General features: G+C 67.3%; 17 protein-coding genes and 1 pseudogene. 9 read left to right on the top strand and 9 right to left on the bottom strand.

All coding sequences use genetic code 11. The annotated features are described in order from the left end of the window. The first annotated feature begins 3 nt into the window (after nt 1-3). On the top strand, nt 4-2,055 hold the full coding sequence (locus MOQ72_RS24505) for an alpha-galactosidase (protein WP_242187971.1): 2,052 nt from the start codon (nt 4-6) through the stop codon (nt 2,053-2,055). 154 nt (nt 2,056-2,209) lie between these two features. After that, entirely contained in the window at nt 2,210-4,354 is a 2,145-nt protein-coding gene (locus tag MOQ72_RS24500) for a DUF8189 domain-containing protein (RefSeq protein ID WP_242187970.1), read from the top strand. A 9-nt stretch (nt 4,355-4,363) separates the two neighbouring features. On the opposite strand, the pseudogene MOQ72_RS24495 reads toward MOQ72_RS24500, so the two are convergent. Together MOQ72_RS24495 and MOQ72_RS24490 are read right to left on the bottom strand one after the other, a co-directional pair. After that, nucleotides 4,364-4,624 (bottom strand): annotated as a pseudogene (locus tag MOQ72_RS24495) (hypothetical protein); the annotation flags it as partial. A 165-nt stretch (nt 4,625-4,789) separates the two neighbouring features. After that, nucleotides 4,790-6,898 (bottom strand): putative bifunctional diguanylate cyclase/phosphodiesterase, encoded by a 2,109-nt coding sequence (locus MOQ72_RS24490; RefSeq protein ID WP_242187969.1) that lies wholly within the window; start codon nt 6,896-6,898, stop codon nt 4,790-4,792. Nucleotides 6,899-8,136: 1,238 nt separating this feature from the next. On the opposite strand from MOQ72_RS24490, the gene MOQ72_RS44630 reads away from it, so the two are divergent. The 3 genes from MOQ72_RS44630 to MOQ72_RS24475 all read left to right on the top strand — a co-directional run bounded on the left by MOQ72_RS44630 (nt 8,137) and on the right by MOQ72_RS24475 (nt 10,346). Then, nucleotides 8,137-8,370, top strand: a complete 234-nt coding sequence (locus MOQ72_RS44630; protein WP_277954635.1) for a DUF397 domain-containing protein — start codon at nt 8,137-8,139, stop codon at nt 8,368-8,370. Nucleotides 8,371-8,531: 161 nt separating this feature from the next. Next, nucleotides 8,532-9,392, top strand: coding sequence for a helix-turn-helix domain-containing protein (locus MOQ72_RS24480; RefSeq protein ID WP_242187967.1), 861 nt, complete (start codon nt 8,532-8,534; stop codon nt 9,390-9,392). A gap of 174 nt (nt 9,393-9,566) precedes the next feature. Continuing rightward, nucleotides 9,567-10,346 carry an SAM-dependent methyltransferase gene (locus MOQ72_RS24475; protein WP_242187966.1) on the top strand — a complete coding sequence of 260 codons (780 nt, stop codon included), beginning with the start codon at nt 9,567-9,569 and terminating at the stop codon, nt 10,344-10,346. Between the two features lie 135 nt (nt 10,347-10,481). On the opposite strand, the gene bla is transcribed toward MOQ72_RS24475, so the two are convergent. Further along, nucleotides 10,482-11,384: a class A beta-lactamase gene (gene bla, locus MOQ72_RS24470; protein ID WP_372495531.1), complete on the bottom strand. Its 903-nt coding sequence runs from the start codon at nt 11,382-11,384 to the stop codon at nt 10,482-10,484. A gap of 733 nt (nt 11,385-12,117) precedes the next feature. Between bla and rox the strand changes: the two genes are divergently transcribed. Continuing rightward, nucleotides 12,118-13,542 carry a rifampin monooxygenase gene (gene rox / locus MOQ72_RS24465; RefSeq protein WP_242188011.1) on the top strand — a complete coding sequence of 475 codons (1,425 nt, stop codon included), beginning with the start codon at nt 12,118-12,120 and terminating at the stop codon, nt 13,540-13,542. 302 nt (nt 13,543-13,844) lie between these two features. On the opposite strand, the gene MOQ72_RS24460 is transcribed toward rox, so the two are convergent. The 3 genes from MOQ72_RS24460 to MOQ72_RS24450 all read right to left on the bottom strand — a co-directional run bounded on the left by MOQ72_RS24460 (nt 13,845) and on the right by MOQ72_RS24450 (nt 16,391). Then, nucleotides 13,845-14,696 (bottom strand): maleylpyruvate isomerase family mycothiol-dependent enzyme, encoded by an 852-nt coding sequence (locus MOQ72_RS24460; RefSeq protein WP_242187964.1) that lies wholly within the window; start codon nt 14,694-14,696, stop codon nt 13,845-13,847. A gap of 131 nt (nt 14,697-14,827) precedes the next feature. Beyond that, nucleotides 14,828-15,487 carry a cysteine hydrolase family protein gene (locus MOQ72_RS24455; RefSeq protein ID WP_242187962.1) on the bottom strand — a complete coding sequence of 220 codons (660 nt, stop codon included), beginning with the start codon at nt 15,485-15,487 and terminating at the stop codon, nt 14,828-14,830. Between the two features lie 37 nt (nt 15,488-15,524). Continuing rightward, entirely contained in the window at nt 15,525-16,391 is an 867-nt protein-coding gene (locus tag MOQ72_RS24450) for an AraC family transcriptional regulator (RefSeq protein ID WP_242187960.1), read from the bottom strand. Nucleotides 16,392-16,534: 143 nt separating this feature from the next. Here MOQ72_RS24450 and MOQ72_RS24445 point away from each other — a divergent pair, with 143 nt between their 5' ends. Further along, on the top strand, nt 16,535-16,861 hold the full coding sequence (locus tag MOQ72_RS24445) for a helix-turn-helix transcriptional regulator (protein ID WP_242187958.1): 327 nt from the start codon (nt 16,535-16,537) through the stop codon (nt 16,859-16,861). Between the two features lie 85 nt (nt 16,862-16,946). Here the strand turns inward: MOQ72_RS24445 and MOQ72_RS24440 are convergent, their stop codons facing one another. Beyond that, nucleotides 16,947-17,459, bottom strand: a complete 513-nt coding sequence (locus MOQ72_RS24440; protein ID WP_242187956.1) for a molybdopterin-binding protein — start codon at nt 17,457-17,459, stop codon at nt 16,947-16,949. A 197-nt stretch (nt 17,460-17,656) separates the two neighbouring features. On the opposite strand from MOQ72_RS24440, the gene MOQ72_RS24435 reads away from it, so the two are divergent. Next, nucleotides 17,657-18,136: a hypothetical protein gene (locus tag MOQ72_RS24435; RefSeq protein ID WP_242187954.1), complete on the top strand. Its 480-nt coding sequence runs from the start codon at nt 17,657-17,659 to the stop codon at nt 18,134-18,136. Here MOQ72_RS24435 and MOQ72_RS24430 read toward each other — a convergent pair. Beyond that, nucleotides 18,091-18,669 (bottom strand): PadR family transcriptional regulator, encoded by a 579-nt coding sequence (locus MOQ72_RS24430; protein ID WP_242187952.1) that lies wholly within the window; start codon nt 18,667-18,669, stop codon nt 18,091-18,093. The two genes, MOQ72_RS24435 and MOQ72_RS24430, sit on opposite strands and share 46 nt — an antisense overlap. A gap of 89 nt (nt 18,670-18,758) precedes the next feature. Next, nucleotides 18,759-19,775: an aldo/keto reductase gene (locus MOQ72_RS24425; protein ID WP_242187951.1), complete on the bottom strand. Its 1,017-nt coding sequence runs from the start codon at nt 19,773-19,775 to the stop codon at nt 18,759-18,761. A gap of 102 nt (nt 19,776-19,877) precedes the next feature. Between MOQ72_RS24425 and MOQ72_RS24420 the strand changes: the two genes are divergently transcribed. Beyond that, a complete protein-coding gene (locus MOQ72_RS24420; protein ID WP_242187949.1) occupies nt 19,878-20,795 on the top strand; it encodes an AraC family transcriptional regulator in 918 nt (305 codons plus the stop codon). Nucleotides 20,796-20,834: the final 39 nt, after the last annotated feature.

Below are 20,834 nucleotides of genomic sequence, written 5' to 3'. Positions count from 1 at the left end.
CGCATGGCGACCACCTCCTACACCGTGGCACTCGAACCCGACGGACGTTGGCTGGAACTGGTCGCTTGGGGACCGCACGGTGTCGAGGACGGCCCATCGCCGCTGGCGAACACCGGCCGGACGCACTTCATCACCGCGGCGGACGCGGCGCCGATCGAGTACGCGCCGCGCGGGCTGCGCCCGTTCAGCGGCGCGGACCTCGTGGTCGGCCCGGCCGGACAGGCCCGCGAGTCCTGGTGGCGGTTCGACGGCGCCGAAGAACCCGGCGACGTGGATCTCCGGTTGGCCTTCCTGGACGAGCTGACCGGGTTGCGGGCGGTGCTGTGCTACCACGCGCAACCAGGCACCGATGTGTTGTGCCGGTGGGTCGAATTCGCCAATACCGGTTCGGCGACGCTGGAGATCGAACGCCTCGACACGGCCGGGGTGTGCCTGCCGACCGGCCTGGCAGGCGCTCGGCTGACCTACCTCACCGGCCAGTGGTCCCAGGAGTTCCAGCGCCGCGAGATCACCCTGCCCGCTGGGCGGTTCCAGCTCGAAAGCAGGCTCGGCGTACCGGGGCACGCGTACGTCCCGTGGATCGCGGTGCAGGACGCTGGTTCGCCGGACGGACCAGCGTGGGGTGCCGCGCTGGCGTGGTCGGGTTCGTGGCGGATCGACGCCGACGTCGAACCCACCGGCATGACCCGGATCCGGGCCGGACGGCTGCCGCATCCGGGTCCGCTGCTCCTCGAACCCGGCGCCCGCCTGAGCACACCCGAAGTGGCGCTGGCGTTCAGCGTCGGCGGCCTGGACGGGCTGGCCGGGGTGTGGCACGAACACGACCGGTCGCTGGCCGGGGACCGGCGGCAGCGCCGCCAGGTGCTCTACAACTCCTGGGAGGCAACCGGTTTCGACGTGGACGGCGCCGGTCAGCTCGAACTGGCGCGGATCGCGGCCGAGATAGGGGTGGAGCTGTTCGTGGTCGACGACGGCTGGTTCATCGGCCGCGACGACGACACCGGTGGCCTCGGCGACTGGGTTCCGGAGCAGTCCTCCTTCGACGGGGATTTCGCCGCCTTCATCGACGCGGTCCGCGCGCTCGGCCTGGATTTCGGGCTGTGGATCGAGCCCGAGGCGATCAGCCCGAAGTCGCGGCTGTACGCCGAACATCCCGACTGGATCTACCGGCTCGACGGGCGGCCGTCGACCCTGATCCGCAACCAGCTGCTGCTCGACCTCGGCCGGGAGGACGTCTTCGAGTACCTCCGGAACACCCTGGACCGGCTGCTGACCGACTACCCGATCAGCTACCTCAAGTGGGACATGAACCGTCCAGCGGCGGAGCGCGGACGGCCCGGCGCTGGAAATGCCGACCTCGACGGGCAGCACGTGGCGAACTACCACCGGCTGCTGGAGCACCTGCGATCGCAACACCCGCACGTCACCGTCGAAGCGTGTGCTGGCGGCGGTGCGCGCACCGACCTCGCCACGGTCGCGCGCAGCGACGTGGTGTGGCCCAGCGACAACACTGGACCGCTGGACCGGTTGTCGATCCAGCACGGATTCCTGCTCGCGCACGCGCCACACCTGATGAGTTCGTGGGTGACCGACGCACCGGGTGTCTTCGACCCGCGCCCGAGGTCGATCCGGTTCCGCTTCGTCACCGCGATGGCCGGGGTGCTCGGCATCGGCGCCGACCTGTCCCGCTGGACACCGTCGCAGCTCAGCGAGGCAGCGGAACTCGTAGCGCGGTACAAGCAGATCCGGGAGGTGATCCACACCGGTGTGGTGCACCAGCTCGCGGGCCCGGACGAGCCCACCTGCGCGGTGCAGTACGCGGCGGACGGGAACACCGTGGTGGTGCTCGCCTGGAACACCGGCACGCTCGACGGAGCGCCGCTGGTTCCGGGTCGGTCCGCGCGAGTGCGGTTGCGCGACCTGGACGAGCGATCGTCGTATGTAGACAGATTTACCGGAAGCCGTTATTCCGGCGCGCATCTGGTGCACGCCGGTTTGCCCTTCGACTGGACACCGGAGCACGACGCCGACGTCGTCGTGCTGGACCGGCAATGACCGGCTGACTTCGCCCCGCGACAACGCCTGATTCCACCTCGTGATTTGACGCAGCAATGGCCCCTGCGCGCTCCGCCGCGGGGGTGCACCTGAGTCGGTAGACGACGGAATTGCAGTCCGGCACCGAACTTTCAACGACGAAAGGTGAGCCGCGATGCTCGATCGCCCCATCCAACGCCGATCCGGCCGGACCGGCCGAGGACTCCTCGCCGCCCTGCTCGCCGGGGTGCTGTCCCTGCTGTCCCTGTTCGTGGTGGCTGTTCCGGCCAGTGCGGGCGAGGACCAGGGGGCGCCCGATTATTACAACAGCGGTCTGGCACCCACGCCGTACATGGGCTGGAACACCTACTTCGGGCTCGGCGCACCGTCGGAGTCCGAGGTGAAGTCGGTCGCCGACTTCCTGGTTTCCAGTGGATTGCGGGACGCGGGTTACCGGTACGTCTGGATAGACGGCGGCTGGACGGCGCCGCAACCGCGTGACGCCCAGGGCAATCTGCTCGCCGACCCGGCGAAGTTCCCTTCCGGAATGCCCGCACTGGTCGACTACCTGCACAGCCGGAACCTGCTCGCGGGCATCTACACGGACGCGGGTGCTTCGGACGGCAAGAACTGCGCGGCTGGCAGCGGCGGCGGTTACTACGACGCCGACGCGAAGCGGTTCGCCGCGTGGCAGTTCGACGCCATCAAGATCGATTTCCTGTGCGGTATCGCCCAGAACCTCAAGCCCGCCGAGGTGTTCGCCGAGTTCAGCCAGGCCGTTCAGCGGGCGGGCCGACCGATGCTGCTCAACCTGTGCAACCCGGTCACCGACGAGTGGGACGTCCCGCACGGGCCGGACCAGGTCGCCGACATCGCCTACACCTACGGCCCGACGATCGCCGACTCCTGGCGCACCAGCACCGACGTCGCGTTCGGCACGCCGTACGAGGGCATCTGGAAGGACGTGCTCCGGAACATGGACCGCAACGCGGCCCATCCCGAGGCCAACGGACCCGGCCACTACAACGACCCGGACTACCTGATCCCGATGCGCCGCACCGAGCAGGGCAGCTACGAGCTCAACGAGGAGGAATCGACCACCCAGCTCGTGATGTGGGCGGAGATGGCCGCCCCGCTGATCATCGGCTCCGACCCCCGCACGCTGCCCGCCTCGATGATCGACGCGCTGAAGAACCCCGAGATCGTCGCAGTGAACCAGGACCCGCTGGCCATCCAGGGCGTGCGAGTGGCGACGACCGGTGACACCGACGTCTACAGCAAGGTGCTCTCCGGCAACGGCGAACGAGCCGTCGTCCTGCTCAACCGGGGTGAGTCACCGGCCCCGATCACGGTCAACTTCGCCGATGCCGGTCTGCACGGCCCGGTGGCGGTCCGCGACCTGCGGGCTCGCGCGGACCAGGGCGCGGCCACCGGTTCCTACACCGCGACGGTCCCGGCCCACGGCACGGCCTTCCTCCGGCTGCGCGGCACGGATCTCGTCCCAGGCACCGATCTCGGCGGCGACACCACGGCGAGCCCCGCGCTGGTGCGGTTCGACGACACCCACGCGATGGTGTTCGCCAGGGACAAGAACGGTGCTCTGCAACAGAGAACCCTGTCCGGCGCCACGTGGTCGGAGAATTGGCAACACCTCGGCGGCCCGACGAGCGGCCGGATGCTGGGCCAGCCCGCGGCTTTCGCCAGTGCCGACGGCCGGGTGGACCTGTTCGTCCGCGGCCTGGACAACGCCGCGTACCAGCGCACGTTCCGCGCGGGCAACTGGGGACCGTGGATCCGACTCGGTGGCACGCTCACCGACTCGCCATCGGTCGCCTTCACCAGCCCGGATTCGTGGACGCTGTTCGCACGCGGAGCCGACGGCGAGGTGTGGGCGCGGGAGCAGACCGGAGAATGGACCAGCGTGGGCGCACCGGACGACAAGGCGATCTACGGACGCCCCGGAGCGGCCGTGGACGCCAGCGGCACGCACATCGCCGTCCGCACCCCCGACGACAGCATCTGGGTGCGGTCGAAGGACAACTCGGGCACGTGGTCGCCGTGGTCCAGCATCGGCGGAACGGTGAGCGGCAGTCCAACTCTGGTGGCGAACGACGGCCGAATCTCCTTGTTGGCCCGAGCGAACGATTACACGCTGTGGCAGATCGACCGAACCAACGGAGCCTGGAGCGGCTGGTTCAAACGCACCGAATTCGCCAGCAACAGCCTCCTCGGTGCCATCGGCGCAACGGCCGGTGAGCAAGGCGCGGTGTGGACAGCGCTACGCGGACCAAACGGCCACATCTACCAAACAACCCTGTAAACAGGGCGCGAGCCTGCGGCTGATGGTGCGGTCCGAACACCGCACCGTGGCGATGCGCTCATAACCCGAGCCATTTACCAGGGCGTCGATGACATGCTCGAAGACCACGCGGTCGGGGATGCGCTTGCGGTGACAGCCCAGTGGATGCCGCGGGTCGAACGTCGGTTTCTCCAGCAGCAGCGCGGCGAAATGGACCCAGACTGGCTCGATGAGCGAGGATGGAGCACGGGCATGGTCGTCCTTGTGATCACGAAGCGTCAGGAACTTCATGATCACCCACGGCCATGCCCACCCCACTCTCGCTTCCACCCAAGATCAGCACCCGGCGCCTGCTGCCGGAGCGCCTTGGCGCGTGTGTTTGAACCCGTGCCTCCGGCCGTCCTGCTGGGGCGGTGTGCGTGCCAGATCTCCGGCGACGGATTGAGGACAGGCCGCTCAGATAACGGCTGCGGCGTTGTGGGAGTCGAGGAACGCGTGGAACTCGCTGGCAGGCAGGGGCGGGGAGAACCAAAAGCCTTGGCAGGCGTCGACCCCGAGGCTGTTGAGCAAGCGGTGTTGGGTGACGTTCTCCACACCTTCGGCGATGCAGGTCCTTCCCATCGCGCGGGCCAACTCCACAACAGCCCGGGCGATGCCCAGGTCGGCTGGGTCGGATCCCATTCCGGAGACGAACCGCCGGTCCAGCTTGACGATCTGGGCAGGCAGGTCCTTGAGCCGGGCGAGCGAGGAGTAGCCCGTGCCGAAGTCGTCCATGGCGAACCGCACCCCGGTCCGGGCGAGATCGCTCATGACCCTGCGCGGCGTCGCAGACAGGTCCACATAGGACGTTTCGACCATCTCCACGACGACGCGGTCCGGCGCGATGCAGCTCTCGGAAATGGCCGAGGACACCTCCTCGCCGAAATTCGGGGCGTCGGGACGAAGCCCGGAGATGTTCACGGAGACGCCTACTGGTTGGCCGTGCGGTTGCGCCCAACCTGTCGCTTCGCGCAACGCGCTGCGCAGCACCCAGCGGTCCAGTTCGGGGAGGAGGCCACCCTGCTCAGCCACCGGCAGGATGGTGCCCGGCGCCAACAGTCCGCGGTCCAGATGCATCCAGCGCACCAGTGCTTCGGCCAGGACGACGGAACCGTCCTGGGCGAGGATGGGTTGGTAGTGCAGCTGCAGGCGATCATGGCGCATCGCCTCGCGGAGGTCTTCCTCCAAGGTCAGCTGTCCCCTTGAGGTAGTCGGCCCGGTTCGCGATATGCGACCGTGCCCTCGCTTGGCTTCGAACATCGCCGCGTCGGCCGCGCGGATGGCCTCGTCGATCGTCGCGTCGTGGTGAACCATGGCAGCGCCGATGGAGGCGGTGACGCTGACGAGCCGATCTCGCAGTGGAATATCCGCGCGCAGGAGTTCGGACACCTCCTTGGTGAGCGCGTCGAGTCCCCCACAAGCGTCCACATCCGAACAGATCAACAGGAATTCGTCCCCGTAGAGCCGCGCGGCCGTGCAGGAATCCGGGAGTTCGTTGACGAGGCGCTGGGCCAGCGCCACGAGCAGTTCGTCTCCGGCGTCGTGGCCGAGCGAGTCGTTGATGCGCTTGAAGTTGTCGAGGTCGCAGAACAGCACGGCTGCTCGGTCGACGGCGCCGCCTTCGAGCATGGGGGTCAGGACTTCGTTGACCCCCTGCCGGTTGAGCATGCCGGTCGTCTGGTCGTGGGTGGCCTGGTGGTGCAAGACCTCGGCGTGCCGGACCTGCTCGGTGACATCTTGGAACACCGCCAGCCAGAACCGATTTCCGTTGTCGTGCACCGAAGCCGCGCACCGCACGTCGCACAGCACGGGCTGGCCGTCGGAGCGGGCCAGCACCCGATAGGAGAGTGGATCGCGGCGCCGCGATCCACTCTCCTGCACAGGATGCGAGATCAGCCCACCCGCGAGATCGCTGGGATGCATCAGCTCGGCTGCGACCTTGCCATGCAGCTGGTAGCCCAGCAGGTCGCACAGGGCGCGGTTGGCGTCGAGGACCTGGTCGGACTCGTCGAGCAGAGCGATGCCCACCGGAGCGAGCTCGAACAGGTCGGTGAACCGGCGCTGCGACCGCTGCCGCTGAGTTCGGGCCGCGGTCTCGTCCCGGGTCACCTTGATGAAGCCTTCCAGCTCGCCGGTCGGGGACCGCTGTGCCGTGATCACGACATGCGCCCAGAACCGGGTCCCGTCCTTGCGAAGCCGCCAACCCCGGTCGATGAAGAAGCCGTGCGCGACGGCTTGGCTCAACTCCCAATCGGGAAAACCGGCGGCGACCTTGTCGGGCGGGTAGAAGATCGAGAACTGCCGACCGATGATCTCTTCGCTGGCGTACCCCTTGATCTTCTGCGCGCCAGCGTTCCAACTGCTCACCCGGCCATCGACGTCGAGGGCGAAGATCGCGTACTCGCGCAGGTCTGCGGCGAGTTCCCCGATCAACGCCTCGGCCCGGACCTGCGCTTCCGACTGGCGGAAGCCACCACCGGGCTCGTCCCAGTCATCGCCCAACGCATCTTCGTCCGGGGCATTCACGGCATCTCCGTTCCACGCTCCGAAGCAGCGACCAGACCGACTACCGGGAACAATCCGGGGTGAGAGGGACGGGGCCCAGCACCGCGAATGGCCCTGCACGAACACGACGCAGCCGACGAACAACATCATCCAGCACGTCTCCGCCGTTGCTCGAACGGCGGACGGCGACGCTACCGTTGTGTGCGGAACACAGCAACCCCGTGTCACCCATCAGGTGCGCGGCGAAAAGGTGAAGTCGAGAACGTCGGTTCTGGGCGAGGAAACCGATGGCGTCGGCAGTGAGCTCGACAATTCTCCACCAACGGACCGACGCCGAGCCCGCTACCGGCGGGCTGCGAGTTCGCCGAGTCCTGCGGGTTCAACCTCGTTGGCCGGGCGTCGAGCCGACCTCGTTCCTCGCTGATCGACCCCGACCACCCCGGTCGATCCGCACTGGAAATGAGCCGGTCATGGGCGAGATTTTCGAACGTCCTCGGGGAAAATCGTGGGTGGCTTGCCGAGCTCGCCCGGGAGCAAGCGCGCTGCCGCTGGCCGCACCACCAGGCGCTTCGACCGCAGCAATCCCACGACCAGCAGCCGCCCCGAAGAAGAACAAAGTTGATCAGCGCGCGCCGACGAGTCGGTGGGCTTCTGCGTTGCATGCCCTGCATGTGGTCCACAGCCAGGGGATGTCGCCTACTTCGGCTCGCATCAGCTGCTGGCACAACGTCGTCACGCGCGTGCCTTCCGGGTAGCCGCCGTACGGTCGGGGATCCGTGCTGGCGTGGCGCTCTCCGCGAGCCGGGACCCAATGAAACGGATGCATCCACATCTCCTTGCTGCTGATCGCACCTGCGGGGAAGGTCTCGACTGATCGAACCGCGACTCGGGCCGCGCGTAATCAGGGGGCCGCGGCGATTGCCGACACCGCGGATTCCGCCGTCGAGATGAGGCACCGCTCGCACGGCAGGCAGCCGCCGGGTGGAATATTCCCGACCGAGCCACGAGGCAATGCGATCCCGCAAGCCGCACGGGCGACTCCCGCCTGCCAGTCCACGGCGACAACCGCATGTGCCTGACGCAGCGTCACACGCGGATGCCTACGCAGAACCCACACGAAGTCGGCAGCAGCCGACTCCTCGTGGTGGCGTTCGCGGGATGCGTACCCGGCAGGTCCGAGCGGCATAGGCACCTCCCAGTCTTCTACGATTAATCGTAGCTTGATACCGATCTCGCCGTCGAGCGGAAGGACGTGCCCGATGCACCACCGTGACCCGTCATCGAGAGAACTCTTAGCCCCGCAGGGGTGGAGAACAGCCGCGTCATGCGGCCCCAACGGCGGAAACTGCGTTGAGGTGAACCTCTCCACCCCCGGGCGTGTCGGTGTCCGGGACAGCAAGGGCCTCACCGGAGACGTCGTGCTGGACTTCAACACCGCGGCATGGACCGGCTTCCTCGCGGCAACGCGCTCCGGTCGCTTCGATCGCGGCTGACCGATCGTCGCGAATCCTTTTTGCGATTATTCCGCCCCAGTTCGGCGGCCGTCCGGGACCGAGCAGGCCAGGACGGCTCGGCCCGTCTTCCGGATGCTGGGACGTGCATTAAGGTGTTGTGCTTGCTGGTGGGTGTTGGCAGGAAGAACAGCGGAGGTCTGGTGCCGAGCACGGTTACCTCGCGACGCAGGCAACTCGGGAACGAGATCCGCCGAGCCAGGGTCGCGGCGGGAAAGACCCAGCAGGCAGTCGCCCAGCTGCTCGGGTGCAGCCAGGGCAAGATCAACAAGATCGAGTCGGGCATCGTCGCGGTCAAGAACACCGAGCTCAAGCGCATGCTCGAGGCGTTCGGCACCGGGAAGGCCGAAGCCGACGTGATGCTGGACTTGGCCCGCTCCAGCACCAGCCCGCGCAGCCAGTGGTCCGGTTACCGATCGGCCGTGCCGCAGTGGTTCCGCACCTTCACCGACCTGGAGCCCGCCGCCGCGGAGATCTTGAGCTGGCACGGCGAGCGCATCCCCGGACCGCTGCAATCCGAGCACTACATGCTCACCCAGTTCAGCGAGGACCGGGCAACCGATGTCACCGCGTTGGTGCGCAACCGGTTGGACCGCAGGCAGGTCTTCGACCTCCCGCGGCCGCCGTACTACCGCTTCATCCTCAGCGAAGCCGCCTTCCACCGCATGCCCGGCGGCCCCAACCCCTCCGTCGCCCTCGACCAGGTCGAGCATCTGCTGGACCTGCAACAGCGCTACCCCCGGGCCTACGTCCACGTCCTGCCCTTCGGCGTACGCCTGCCCTACGTGCCCAACGACTTCACCATGATGCGTTTTTCCGACGGCACCAAGGACTTCGTCTTCGTCGAGCACGTGGCGGGCGGTCTCTACCTCGACGATGAAGACGACTTCGACCTCTTCAACGACGCCTGGGACCGGCTGCGCGGAGCCGCGATGGAACGCCACGACACGGTGGAGTTCCTCCAGCACCTCGCCGACCAATTCCGGGCGCAAGTCACCTTCTGACCGGACGGTTCCCGTCAACAGCGGGAGCGGGACTGCGTTAGCAGGACCTGCGATTCAACAACAGCCGTTCGCTTCTTCAAACGGATGGATTTGGTCCACCCAGCTTGATCGCAACGGTGCAGCGCCGCGCTACGGTATCCGCGGTGACCGTGGTGAAGATCGGGGTGGAAGCGAGTGGCTGATATCAACTACGACGCGCCGCAGTCGGCGCGGATCTGGAACTACTGGCAGGGCGGCAAGGACCACTACGACGTGGACCGCGCTGCTGGCGACGCGTGGATCGCGATGCAGCCGGAGATCGTGTCGATCGCCAAGCAGTCTCGGCAGTTCCTGATCAGAGCGGTGCGCTACCTGACCGCGGAGGCGGGTATCCGCCAGTTCCTCGACATCGGCACCGGTTTGCCCACCGTGCAGAACACCCACGAGGTGGCCCAGGAGATCGCGCCCGAGTCGAAGATCGTCTACGTCGACAACGACCCGCTGGTGCTGACGCACGCCCGAGCGCTGCTGAGGGACACCTCCGACGCGGGCGTCACCATCGTGGACGCGGACTACCACAACCCCGAGTCGATCGTCTCCGATGCCCAGAGCGCCCTGGACTTCGCGCAGCCGATCGGGGTGATGTTCATGGGCGTGCTCGGGCATGTCGCCGAGTACGAGGAGGCCGTGTCGATCACTCGTCGGGTGATGGCGGCAGTGCCGTCCGGGAGTTGCTTGGTGCTGTGGGAGAACACCAATCTCACCGAGACCGCCCGCTATGCCGCTGAGGAATACGCCAAGAGCGGCGCGATCCCGTACCGGCTGTGTTCGCTGGAGGAAGTAGCTGGTTTCTTCGAGGGGCTGGAACTGGTCGAACCCGGCCTGACCCCGATCGACCGGTGGCGGCCCGCGGCCGACCAGATCGGCGCGGATGAGCCGTTGGATGCCCACGGCGCGATCGGCCGCAAGCCGTAGTCGCCAGAGCTGTTGCGGGTTCTGACGATTCGACCGCCAGGAACCAGTGCGGAGAACTGGTTCCTGGCGGAGCGCGCCGCGGTCCGCCCTGTTGTTGATCTTGGTCACAGTTGGCCCGACCGATTATTCCTGCTGTTAACCGAGAGTGGCCACGACGTGTGCGGCGGCCTCAGCGAGGAGGGCCTGGTCGTATTTGGCATCTTTGGTGGCCTTGCTGGACATGATCGCGATGACGAGTGGCGCGGACTGCGGGGGCCACACGATGGCGATGTCGTTGAGCGTGCCGTAATCACCGGTCCCGGTCTTGTCGGCCACGGGCCACCCCTGCGGTACGCCAGCCCGGATGCGTTGGGCACCCGCGCCGGTGGCATTGCGTTCCAGCAAGTCGCGGAGGAAGCCGCGCTTGTCGGCTGGCAGCGCGTCCCCAAGCACGATCTTCTGGTAGTCGGTGCCGAGAGCACGCGGTGAAGTCGTGTCGCGGGGGTCTCCTGGGATGGCTTCCACGATCGTCGGCTCGATCCGATCCATCCGGGTTACCGTGTCGCCGAGGCTGCGCGCATACGCCGTCAGCTGGGCCGGACCGCCGAGATCCCGGAGCAGGAGATTGCCAGCCGTGCCATCGCTGTAGCGGACCGCGGCGTCGCACAGTTGACGGATCGTCATCCCCGTGGCCACGTGCTGCCCGGTGATGACGGCGCTCTTCATGAGATCGGCTTCGGTGTAGGCAACGACCGTGTCCAGGTGCGACAGCGGATTGCGCGCCAAGACCGCCGCTGCCGCCAGTCCCTTGAACGTCGAGCAGAACGCGAATCGTTCATCCGCCCGGTAGGCAACCGTGGTGCCGGTCCCGGTGGCCAGGGCATACACCCCCAGGCGCACGTCGTAGCGGCGCTCCAGGTCAGCGAACGCCTGGGCGTGCTTGCCATTCGGGTCGGCGGGAGCGCTGGTCGGCGGCGCGCTCGACCCGGCCGAACCGCACGCCGCCACGACGGGAGCGGCCAGCAGCGCGCCCAGGATCGCCCGACGTCCGACGCGGATTTCTCGGTGCTGCAACGAAGTTCTCCGTTCGATCAACCGGCCGGATGCCCGGCCCGACGCCAATCAAGCAGCACTCCGCCAATAGCGCCAATCCGCGGCATGCCGCCGCGCGATAGCCGTTCGATATGTGTCCAGTTGCGGCCGGGTCACAACGCCGGAGCAGCCACGGAAAAATCCGCTCAACAACGGACGACTGTGTGCGGTGCAACGCCGTCCGGCCTGCTAGTTCGGTGTAGTTTCCGCGCAAGCGCAGCCGTTCGCGCTCGTCGAGCGCCTCCGGTTCCAGCGCGCAGCGCCTTCCGAGATTCGGTCCGCCCCGGGGCCGCCAGGATCAGATCGTCGACCGTGACCGGGACCCGCCGGGCCGCCACGCCGGATTCGCCCAGCAACCGCACGGGCCCGTTCGCCAGTCGTGATCACGTGGCTGGGAAAGGATTGGACGGGGTGATGCTCGGGCTTGTAGCTTGCAGTGGACCGTGACACCGCCCGAGGAGGTGAGACCCATGAACGCTGTATCGATGTGGGTGCTCCCCCTTCCCTTCACGGTCGGGCGATTGACGTAGGTGTCGCCGGGAGCGCCTCGACAACAAGGCACTCCCGAAAGGCAACACCTATGGACTCTCCGCAATTCACCGCCGAGCCGTCGTCGAACGATGCGGTCGAGCGCGATTTCACCGTGGGCGACGTCCCCGGACTCCGGTCGTCGGCCTCCGGTGCCGATCGCGCGCCCCTCATGTTCGACGTGATCATTGTCGGGTGCGGGCCGACTGGCGCGGTGCTGGCCGCCGAACTGCGGCTGCACGATGTGCGGGTACTCGTTCTGGAGAAGGAAACCGAGCCCGTGTCGTTCGTCCGCATAGTCGGTCTGCATATTCGCAGTATCGAGCTGATGGCAATGCGCGGACTGCTGGATCGCATTCTCGAACACGCAAGACTGCGTCCGGCTGGCGGATTCTTCGCCGCCATCCCCAAACCCGCGCCCAAGGGCCTGGATTCCGCGCACGCCTATCTGCTGGGCATCCCGCAGCCGGTCATCGTTCACCTCCTCGAAGAACATGCGATCCAACTGGGTGCGCAGGTCCGGCGCGGTTGTGCGGTGGCCGATTTCGAGCAGGACGACGAGGGTGTGACCGTCGAGCTGGCCGACGGCGAACAGCTGCGTTCGCGCTATCTTGTCGGCTGTGACGGCGGGCGCAGTACGGTGCGCAAACTGCTCGGCGTCGGCTTCCCCGGCGAGCCCTCGCGGACCGAGACGCTGATGGGCGAGATGGAAGTGGGTGTGCCGCAGGAGGAGATCGCCGCCAAGGTGACCGACATCCGCGAGACCCACCAGCGATTCTGGCTCCGGCCCTCCGGCGAAAGGGTCTACAGCGTCGTGGTCCCCGCCACGGGAGTCAGCGACCGCGCGGAACCGCCCACCCTCGAGGATTTCAAACAACAGCTGCGCGCCATCGCCGGAACCGATTTCGGCGTGCACTCCCCGCGCTGGTTGTCCCGCTTCGGGGATGCCACCCGGCTAGCCGAGCGTTATCTCCTCGGGCGGGTGCTGCTGGCTGGCGATGCGGCACACATCCATCCACCCACCGGCGGACAGGGCCTCAACCTGGGCGTTCAGGACGCATTCAACCTCGGCTGGAAACTGGCCGCGCAGATCCGCGGCTGGGCGCCGGAAACACTGCTGGACACCTACCAGGCCGAACGTCATCCGGTCGCCGAGGACGTGCTGGACAACACCCGCGCCCAGATGGAACTGCTGTCCACCGAACCAGGCCCGCAGGCCGTGCGCAGGCTGCTCACCGAACTGATGGACTTCGACGAGGTGAACCGCTATCTGATCGAGAAGATCACCGCGATCGGCATCCGCTACGACTTCGGCGCAGGCCCCGACCTGCTCGGCCGCCGCCTGCCCGACATCGACGTGAAACATGGCCACCTCTACGGTCTGCTGCATCGCGGTCGCGGCCTGCTGCTGGACCGCACCGAACGCCTGACCGTCGGCGGTTGGTCAGACCGGGTCGATTACCTCGCGGATCCCACCGCGGTACTGGATGTTCCGTGCGTCCTGCTACGCCCCGACGGCCACGTCGCCTGGATCGGCGACGATCAGCAGGACCTGGACGACCACCTCTCCCGCTGGTTCGGCAAACCCGCCAACTGATTTCGCCTGAGCAACCGAAAAGGGCCTGTGCGGAGGATCGAACGGCCAGAAGGGCGACCACTCGGATTCAGCAAGCCACGAAAGGTAAAGCATGAACCCTCGCCGTGCCAGACGGCACACCCGTTGAACCGAACCGAACAACACACCCACCGGTGAAAACCACATCCGGCTGATCAACGAGTCGATCCTCCAACGCGTTCAAATCCTCCGGACAGCCACTTGGACGGACGCCCGTTGGTGTCCTACTTGGACAGATACTCACCTCCCCTGACGTACCCCAGGACGCTAAGCAAGCTCCGGTATCAGTAGATGATGGATACGATCTGACAGGCGGCCTCGGCCAGTTCGTAGTCGCCGTCGATGCGGGCGTGAGCGAGTGCGGCAGCTGGCTCGACGCCACGGGTGCACAGTTGCCATGCGACCTCCGCATCGAGGCTGACGCGGGCGGCGGGCCGACCGGTGTCCGGCTCGGCCATGCACCAGCGGCTCTCCGTGGCGGTGGTGGTCCAGGTCCCACCGGCCGGGCCGTCGACGTGCACCTGGATCTGCGTGCCGACGGGGGCGGGGGTATCGCGCAGAGTACGGGGTAGAGCCCGCATGAAAGTGTCCAGGACCACAGACAGGAGTCGCGGGTCGGGGTCGGTTCCCTGCCCGATGGCGTGACGGATCTGCTGGCGATGGGCCCAGAACTCGGTGAAGTCCCGAGCGCTGTCGAGCCACCTGGGGGCCGGGTCGACACCGGCCCAGGAGACCCCTAGTGAAGGCTTGTCGGGGTCGGTGGTCTCGTAGAAGCGGACAGCCTGACCGCCGATCAGGTCGAGGGTGTCGGTGAGCGCGGCGGGGCTGACCCGGCGGTAGGTGTCGACCCACTCCTGGTTGATGCGGTGGATGAACGCCTCCAACGTCTCGCCCGGCGCGAAGGTAGGCCCGTCCTGGTGGCCGTCGCGGTCTCGGCTGAGGCGCCCGTAGAAGTCGCCGAGAATGTGCGCGGCAAGATCATGCACCGTCCAGCCCGGCACGGCCTCCTTGCGCCAATCGGCAGGCTCCAGCCTCCGCAGGGTTTCCATCAGCGCCGCCTGCTCCGGAGCGAACAGGGGACGGGCGTCGATCGGGGAACCTAGCCAGGACTGGCCGGGACTGAGTTGCGAACTCACAGTCACAGCGTCTCAACCGGATGCTCGATCCGCCATCGAATATCCCCGCTAGTTAAGCCAGTGAAGGCACCTTTGACCGACTATGCCGGTCGAAGGTGCCCTTCACTCGGAAAATTCGCTCAATCTGCCGCTCAGCATGAACTTGTTCGGGTACCCGCGACCAGGGAGGCGATGACGTCTACCGTGGACAGTGGGACGACACCGATTCCGGCGAGTTCTGCGGTGGCGTTGTCGGTCCACTGCGACAGGGCGTCGTCGACCGCGACGACGCGGAAGTCGCGTTCGGACGCGCCGATGATCGCGGCGCGGGGGCAGTTCGGGTAGTTCGCGCCGGTGACGACGAGGGTGGTCACGCCGCGGGCGAGCAGGTGCTGTTCCAGTTGGGTGCGGTAGAAAGCACCCCACCGGGGCTTGTACAGAACGTGTTCGTGGGGCCCGATCGCCTGGACAGTTCCGGCTAGGAGTGCGTCGGCGGCCAGCGGCGGTGCGCCCTCGGGCGCCAGCCCGTCGGCGAGCAGCGAGCCGGTGGAGTGCGGCCGGACGATCTCGGCACCGGCTGCGACCAGTGATCGTCGGCAGACATCGACGTTGCTGGCATCGGGCAAGTAGAGCCGCACCACGTGGACGATCGGGCTGCCAGCATCCCGGAAAGCCCGGACCAGCCGCCGGACGGCGGGCAGCACCTTGGTGGTTCCAGGGATTCCGTGCGGGCTTTCGGAGAGGAAATCCCGTTGCATGTCGATGGTCAGCAGCGCGCTGCGATCGAACTCGGGGCGAGTGTGTTCATCCATGGATGCCTCCGGCGCGACGATGGATCTGCGCCAGAGGTTAGGAACGCGGTGGCGGTGTGGCTTGTACGTCGTTGCAGATTTGGCGTCGTCGTGCGAACCGGCCCGGTGGAGCGCCGAACGTGGCGCGGAAGTGCCGGTGGAGGTGGCTTTGGTCGGAGAAGCCGCTGGCCGCGGCCGCGTCGGCGACGGTGTGGCCCGCGGACAGCAGGTCCTGGGCCTTGCGCAGCCGGAGCTGGATTAGGAATCCGTGCGGTGTCAGCCCGGTGGCCCGCTGAAAGGCGCGCAGGAGCCCGAAACGGGAGAGGCTCACTTCGGTCGCGAGGTCGTCGAGGCTGGGCGTGTGATGCAGGTCCGCAGCGAGGAATTCGCGTACCTGGCGAACCATCGCCAGCTGCTCGTCCGGCTTGTCCGTTGGCGGAGGACTGCTAGCGGTGTGACGGGCTAGCAGCTCTGCGAGGGCATCGTAGAATTGCTCCTGCACCTCAAGCCGATCCGCAAGCGGGGTTTGCATGAGTCGGTGGACTCGGCTGAGTCGTTGTGCGAGACGCGGATCGTTGCGCACCGGTTCCGCGAAACTGGGTGCGGGACCTGGTGTTTCGGCCCGTTTCGAGGTGATCTCCCGCAGCAGGGACGGCGCAACGTAGAAGACCCGGTAGTCCCAGCCCTCCTCCGCGCCCGGACGGCCAGCGTGCAGGACCTCGGCGTCCAGCAACAACAGGCTGCCGGTAGGCGCGTACTCGGTCGAACCGCGGTAGCGAACGGCCTCCACACCTCGCTCTACGACGGCGATCGCGTACTCGGCGTGGGCGTGAGGGCGGAAGTGGTGGGACCGAAGCGATGCTGAGACGAGACGGACCGAGTCGTAGCCAGGCGGGAACGAGTGGCTGACGTGGTCCACCACCATGACTTGGCTCCTCCACCCGCTCCCGGTGCGCCCCATCACCACGCAGTGTAAATCGGCCCCACTCGGACACGCCGATCGTTCTGGGTGGCTGCCTTAGTTACAGTAGTCTCAGTGTGACTAGATGGTGGCGTGAGGAGGCGCTGATGTGGCGGAGACCCGCGACGGAACCCCTGCTCGACGTTCTGGAAGTGCTCGACCGCGCGTTTCACCAGGACGTTCGGCCGCACGCGTGGGAGGTGGTGGAAGCGGCGATGCGATCCGGACCTACGGTGCACGCAATCCTCGACCACCTTGAGGAGACTGGTTGGCTCACGGGAACGTGGCAGAACCGGGACCGCGCCCGTCGCCGCTTCTACCTGCTGACCCCGCATGGCGCGAAGGGCGCTCGGAGGTTGTTGGCGACCTACCGACCTGGGGTGGAAACCGGATCGCAGACATCGCTCGGGCCGGATCCGATCCTCCGGGAATGACCCACTGCTACCGAGACCGCAGTTGCTCGCCGACGGCCGAGGCCGCCGCGAGGTCAGTCGCCAGCGCCAACCACCACCTCGGCCGTCAGGACGCCGACTCCGGGTCCACTCTGGACAGTTGAAGGCAGCAGATGTTCCGGACGTAGCGGTTGGCGTGTCCGTCGTGGGGCACGACCAGCGTGGGACGGGTGAGGATCTGCCCGTTGTAGCGGGTCGCCAGCAGCGCCGCGCATGCACCGAGGTCGGGGGCGATCTCGGCCCACGACAGCACCACCTGGTAACCGTCTTCGGAACGCGCGACGACCGCGAAGCTGAGGTGGTCCTTCTTGCGGTGGTCGTCGGTTCGCAGTCTGACCTCGGCCAACACGCGATGCAGGGGCACCCCCTGGACGCGGTGGACCTCTTGCACGTGGCGGGTGATGTAGCGGACGTTGACCGCTTCTTCCGCCTGGGCGTGCAAATCCGCGGTCAGCACCGTCCGGTCCTGGACGATGTCACCGGTGACCAGCACTTCGCCGGGCCGCAGCGGTGGCCGCGGCGCTGGGATCTCAACCCGACGGCTGCCAGGGGCCTGCGAAGGCAACGGCGAGCTCTCCATGACTTCACGCTAGATCGGATAGGAGCACTGCAACATCCTCCATCAGGTGCCATCTGAACTCCGCAGGTACGGATCAAAACCCGGATCACATCCTCATTCGCGGATCAGTATCACCATTTGATCCGCATTTGAGCTTTACCCGGTCCCGCCACTCCTCTAGTCTCAGAGCGACTAGCCCTCGGCGGACGGCCACCGGGATGAGTCTGGCCGCGATCAGCCGCGAAGCCGGTCTGCACAAGGACTGGCTGTGCCGCCACCTGGCCACCGTCGATCCGCACGCCGCGGAAGCAGCCCGCCAGGCCGCATCGAACCGACGTTTCGACGCACGCTGGCTGCCGGTGATCCGCGGGCTCGGCTTCGCCGACGTGCGCGGCTACCTCACCGACCGCCATCTGCTGCGGCACCAGTCCGTGCGGGCCATCGCCGTCGAAGTGGGGTTCAGCCGCAGTGCGGTGGAGACGGCGCTGGACCGCCACGGCCTGGTCAAAGTGGCCCACGCGACCTCCCGACGGCGCTGTGCCTCGCACGCTGCCGCCGTGGCAAACCGGTTCGGGTTCCCAGATGTCGACGCCTACCTCGCTGATCGGCGTGCGGCCGGGCTGAGCTGGCGGCAGATCGCGACCGAGTGCGATCAACCACCGTCCTGGCTTCGACGCCGTGCCGGACGGTCAGCATGAGCGCCTCCCCCAACCCCGCCAGGTTCCTCGGCGATCAGCTCGTCGACGAACTGCAGTGCCGCGCTGGCACTCCTGTGCCGCCAGGCCAACAAGACCGCGTCGAAGCCCTCCCGCCGCTCGCGTTCGGCCGCCATCGCCGCCACGATCGGCTCCAGCACCGCCCGTTGGGCCCGTAGCAAACCCCGCGGATCGAGCCCGCGTCGGTCCAGCAACGCCAACTTCATCAGCAGGTCCGAGCGCAGCTGCCGGACGTGCTCGCTGGGTTGCCGCAACCACTCGTCGACCGCTGCGCGGCCGCTGTCGGTCAACCCGTAAACCGTCCGCTGTGGCCCCGCACCGGTCTCAACCGCCAACGGCTCGATCAGACCGGCGGCCTCCAACCGGCCCAAGGCGCGGTAGATCACCGGCCGGGGAATCTGCCAGACCTGCCCCAGCGGCCCGCCCGACGCGGTCAGCGCCGCGATGGCGAAGCCATGCCTCGACTCTTCCCGCAGCACAGCCAGCACCGTCCACTCCGCCAACGCCCATCGCACAGCCCGAGCGTAAAGCCTCGACCGGAACACCGGACGCGACGACGGTGCCAACGCCAACGGCGGCGACCGGATCGGCGTCGTGGTGCTGGTCAGGCCGGGTAGCGCCAGCTCAGGTCGGCCTGCATCCAGCCCGGATAGGTGGGCGCGGGACGGCTCAACCCGTCGAGTTCTTCGAGGTCCTGCGCGGTCAGCTCGGTGTCCAACGCGCCGAGGTTTCCGGTCAGCTGCTCCGGGCGCCTGGCCCCGACGATCACGCTGGTCACCGCAGGCTTGGCCAGTACCCAGGCCAGGGCCACTTGCGCCACGGTCGCATCGTGGCGGCCCGCGATCTCGCGCAAGGCGTCGATGATGTCGAACGCGCGGTCCACGTCGACCGGTGGGATCGCCGCCTTGGCCCGGCGGGCATCCTCATCGGTGGTGCCGGACCGGTCGAACTTGCCGGAGAGCAGGCCACCGGCCAGCGGACTGTAGACCAGCAGGCCGAGCTGCTCCGCGGTCAGCATCGGCACGATCTCGGCCTCGATGTCCCGGCCGACGAGCGAGTAGTACGACTGCGACGCCACGAACCGGGGGAAATTCCGCAAATCGGATACGCCGAGAGCTTGGGACATCTGCCATGCCGCGAAGTTGGAGACGCCGATGTAGCGGACCTTGCCCTGGCGCACGGCATCGTCCAATGCGGACAGCGTCTCGGCGATCGGCGTGACCGGGTCGAAGTTGTGGAGCTGGTACAGGTCGATGTGGTCGGTCCGCAGCCGACGGAGGCTGTCCTCCAGCGCCTTCGTCACGTGCAGTCTCGACAGGCCCGCGTCGTTGGGGCCGGGCCCCATCCGGCCGATCACCTTGGTGGCCAGCAGGACGTCGTCCCGGCGGGACTTGAGGATCTCGCCGAGCATCGACTCCGCTTCGCCGTCGGCGTACATGTCGGCGGTGTCCACCAGGTTCACGCCCTGGTCCAGCGCGATTCCCACCAGCCGGTCCGCGGCTGCGACGTCCAGTGCGCCGATGATGTTCCACGGCGGGGCGCCCGAGCCACCGAAGGTCATCGTGCCCAGTGCGATGCGGGAGACGTACACGCCGGTGTTGCCGAGCTGGGAGAACTTCACTTTTGTCCCTTTCTGGATGTGCTGCCACGACGCTATGGCCGGTCGCGGGGACAATCCATAATCGAGTGTCCGGAATGCTTGCTCGATCGTCCGGAGGACCGCGTGGACCCGCTTTCCGAAATGCTCGCGCTGCTGGACATCCGCGCGGCGGAGCCGTCCCGGTTCGAGGCCGCCGGGCAGTGGGCGCTGCGGTTCGAAGGCCACCACCACGTCAAGGTGGGCGCGGTGTTGGCCGGGGAGTTCTGGCTCAGCGGTGACGAGCCCATCCACCTGCTAACCGGGGACTGCTACCTGCTCGCCAGCGGCCGACCGTACGTCTGCGCCTCCGACCTGGACCTGGTGCCTTCCGACGGCCAAGCGGCGTTCGACGGCGTCTACCCCGACACGGTGTACTACAACACCACGCCCGACGCTCCCGGGCGGACAGTGTTGGCGGGCGGAGCGGTGACCTTCGACTCCACTGCGGCCGCGTTGATGCTCGACTGCCTGCCACCGAGCGTGCGCATCGCGTCCGACAGCCACCGCGCGCAAGTCCTGCGCCCGATCCTGCAGTTGCTCGCCGACGAGACCGCTACCGACACTCCTGGGTCGGCGACCATGCGCGAACAGCTCACCCTGATCCTGTTCGTGCAGATACTTCGGACCTTGTTGGCGTCGGACATCCAGCTCGGCTGGCTCGGTGCGTTGAACGACGAGAACATCGGCGCCGCACTGGCGTTGATCCACCGGAAACCCGAATACCGGTGGACGGTGGCCGACCTGGCGTCCGCAGCAGGCATGTCCAGAAGCACCTTTGCGATGCGGTTCAAGACATTGGTCGGCGTGCCGCCGTTGGAATACCTGGCGCGCTGGCGAATGCAGTCCGCGATCCGCGCAGTGCGTGCCACGGACCGGACGATCGCGTCCATCGCGGGCGAATTCGGATACGGGTCGGAGGCGGCGTTCAGCAACGCCTTCAAGCGGATCACCGGCCACCCACCGACCCATTACCGGGCGCGGGGCGAACCCCACCCCAGCTGACGCTCCCCACATCGGGGTCTCCCGACCAGCGACCGAATC

It is taken from the genome of Saccharopolyspora soli (assembly GCF_022678645.1).
Classification (GTDB): domain Bacteria; phylum Actinomycetota; class Actinomycetes; order Mycobacteriales; family Pseudonocardiaceae; genus Saccharopolyspora; species Saccharopolyspora soli.
Note: the sequence above shows the minus strand (reverse complement) of the source record. Positions and strands in the feature narration are given on the sequence as shown.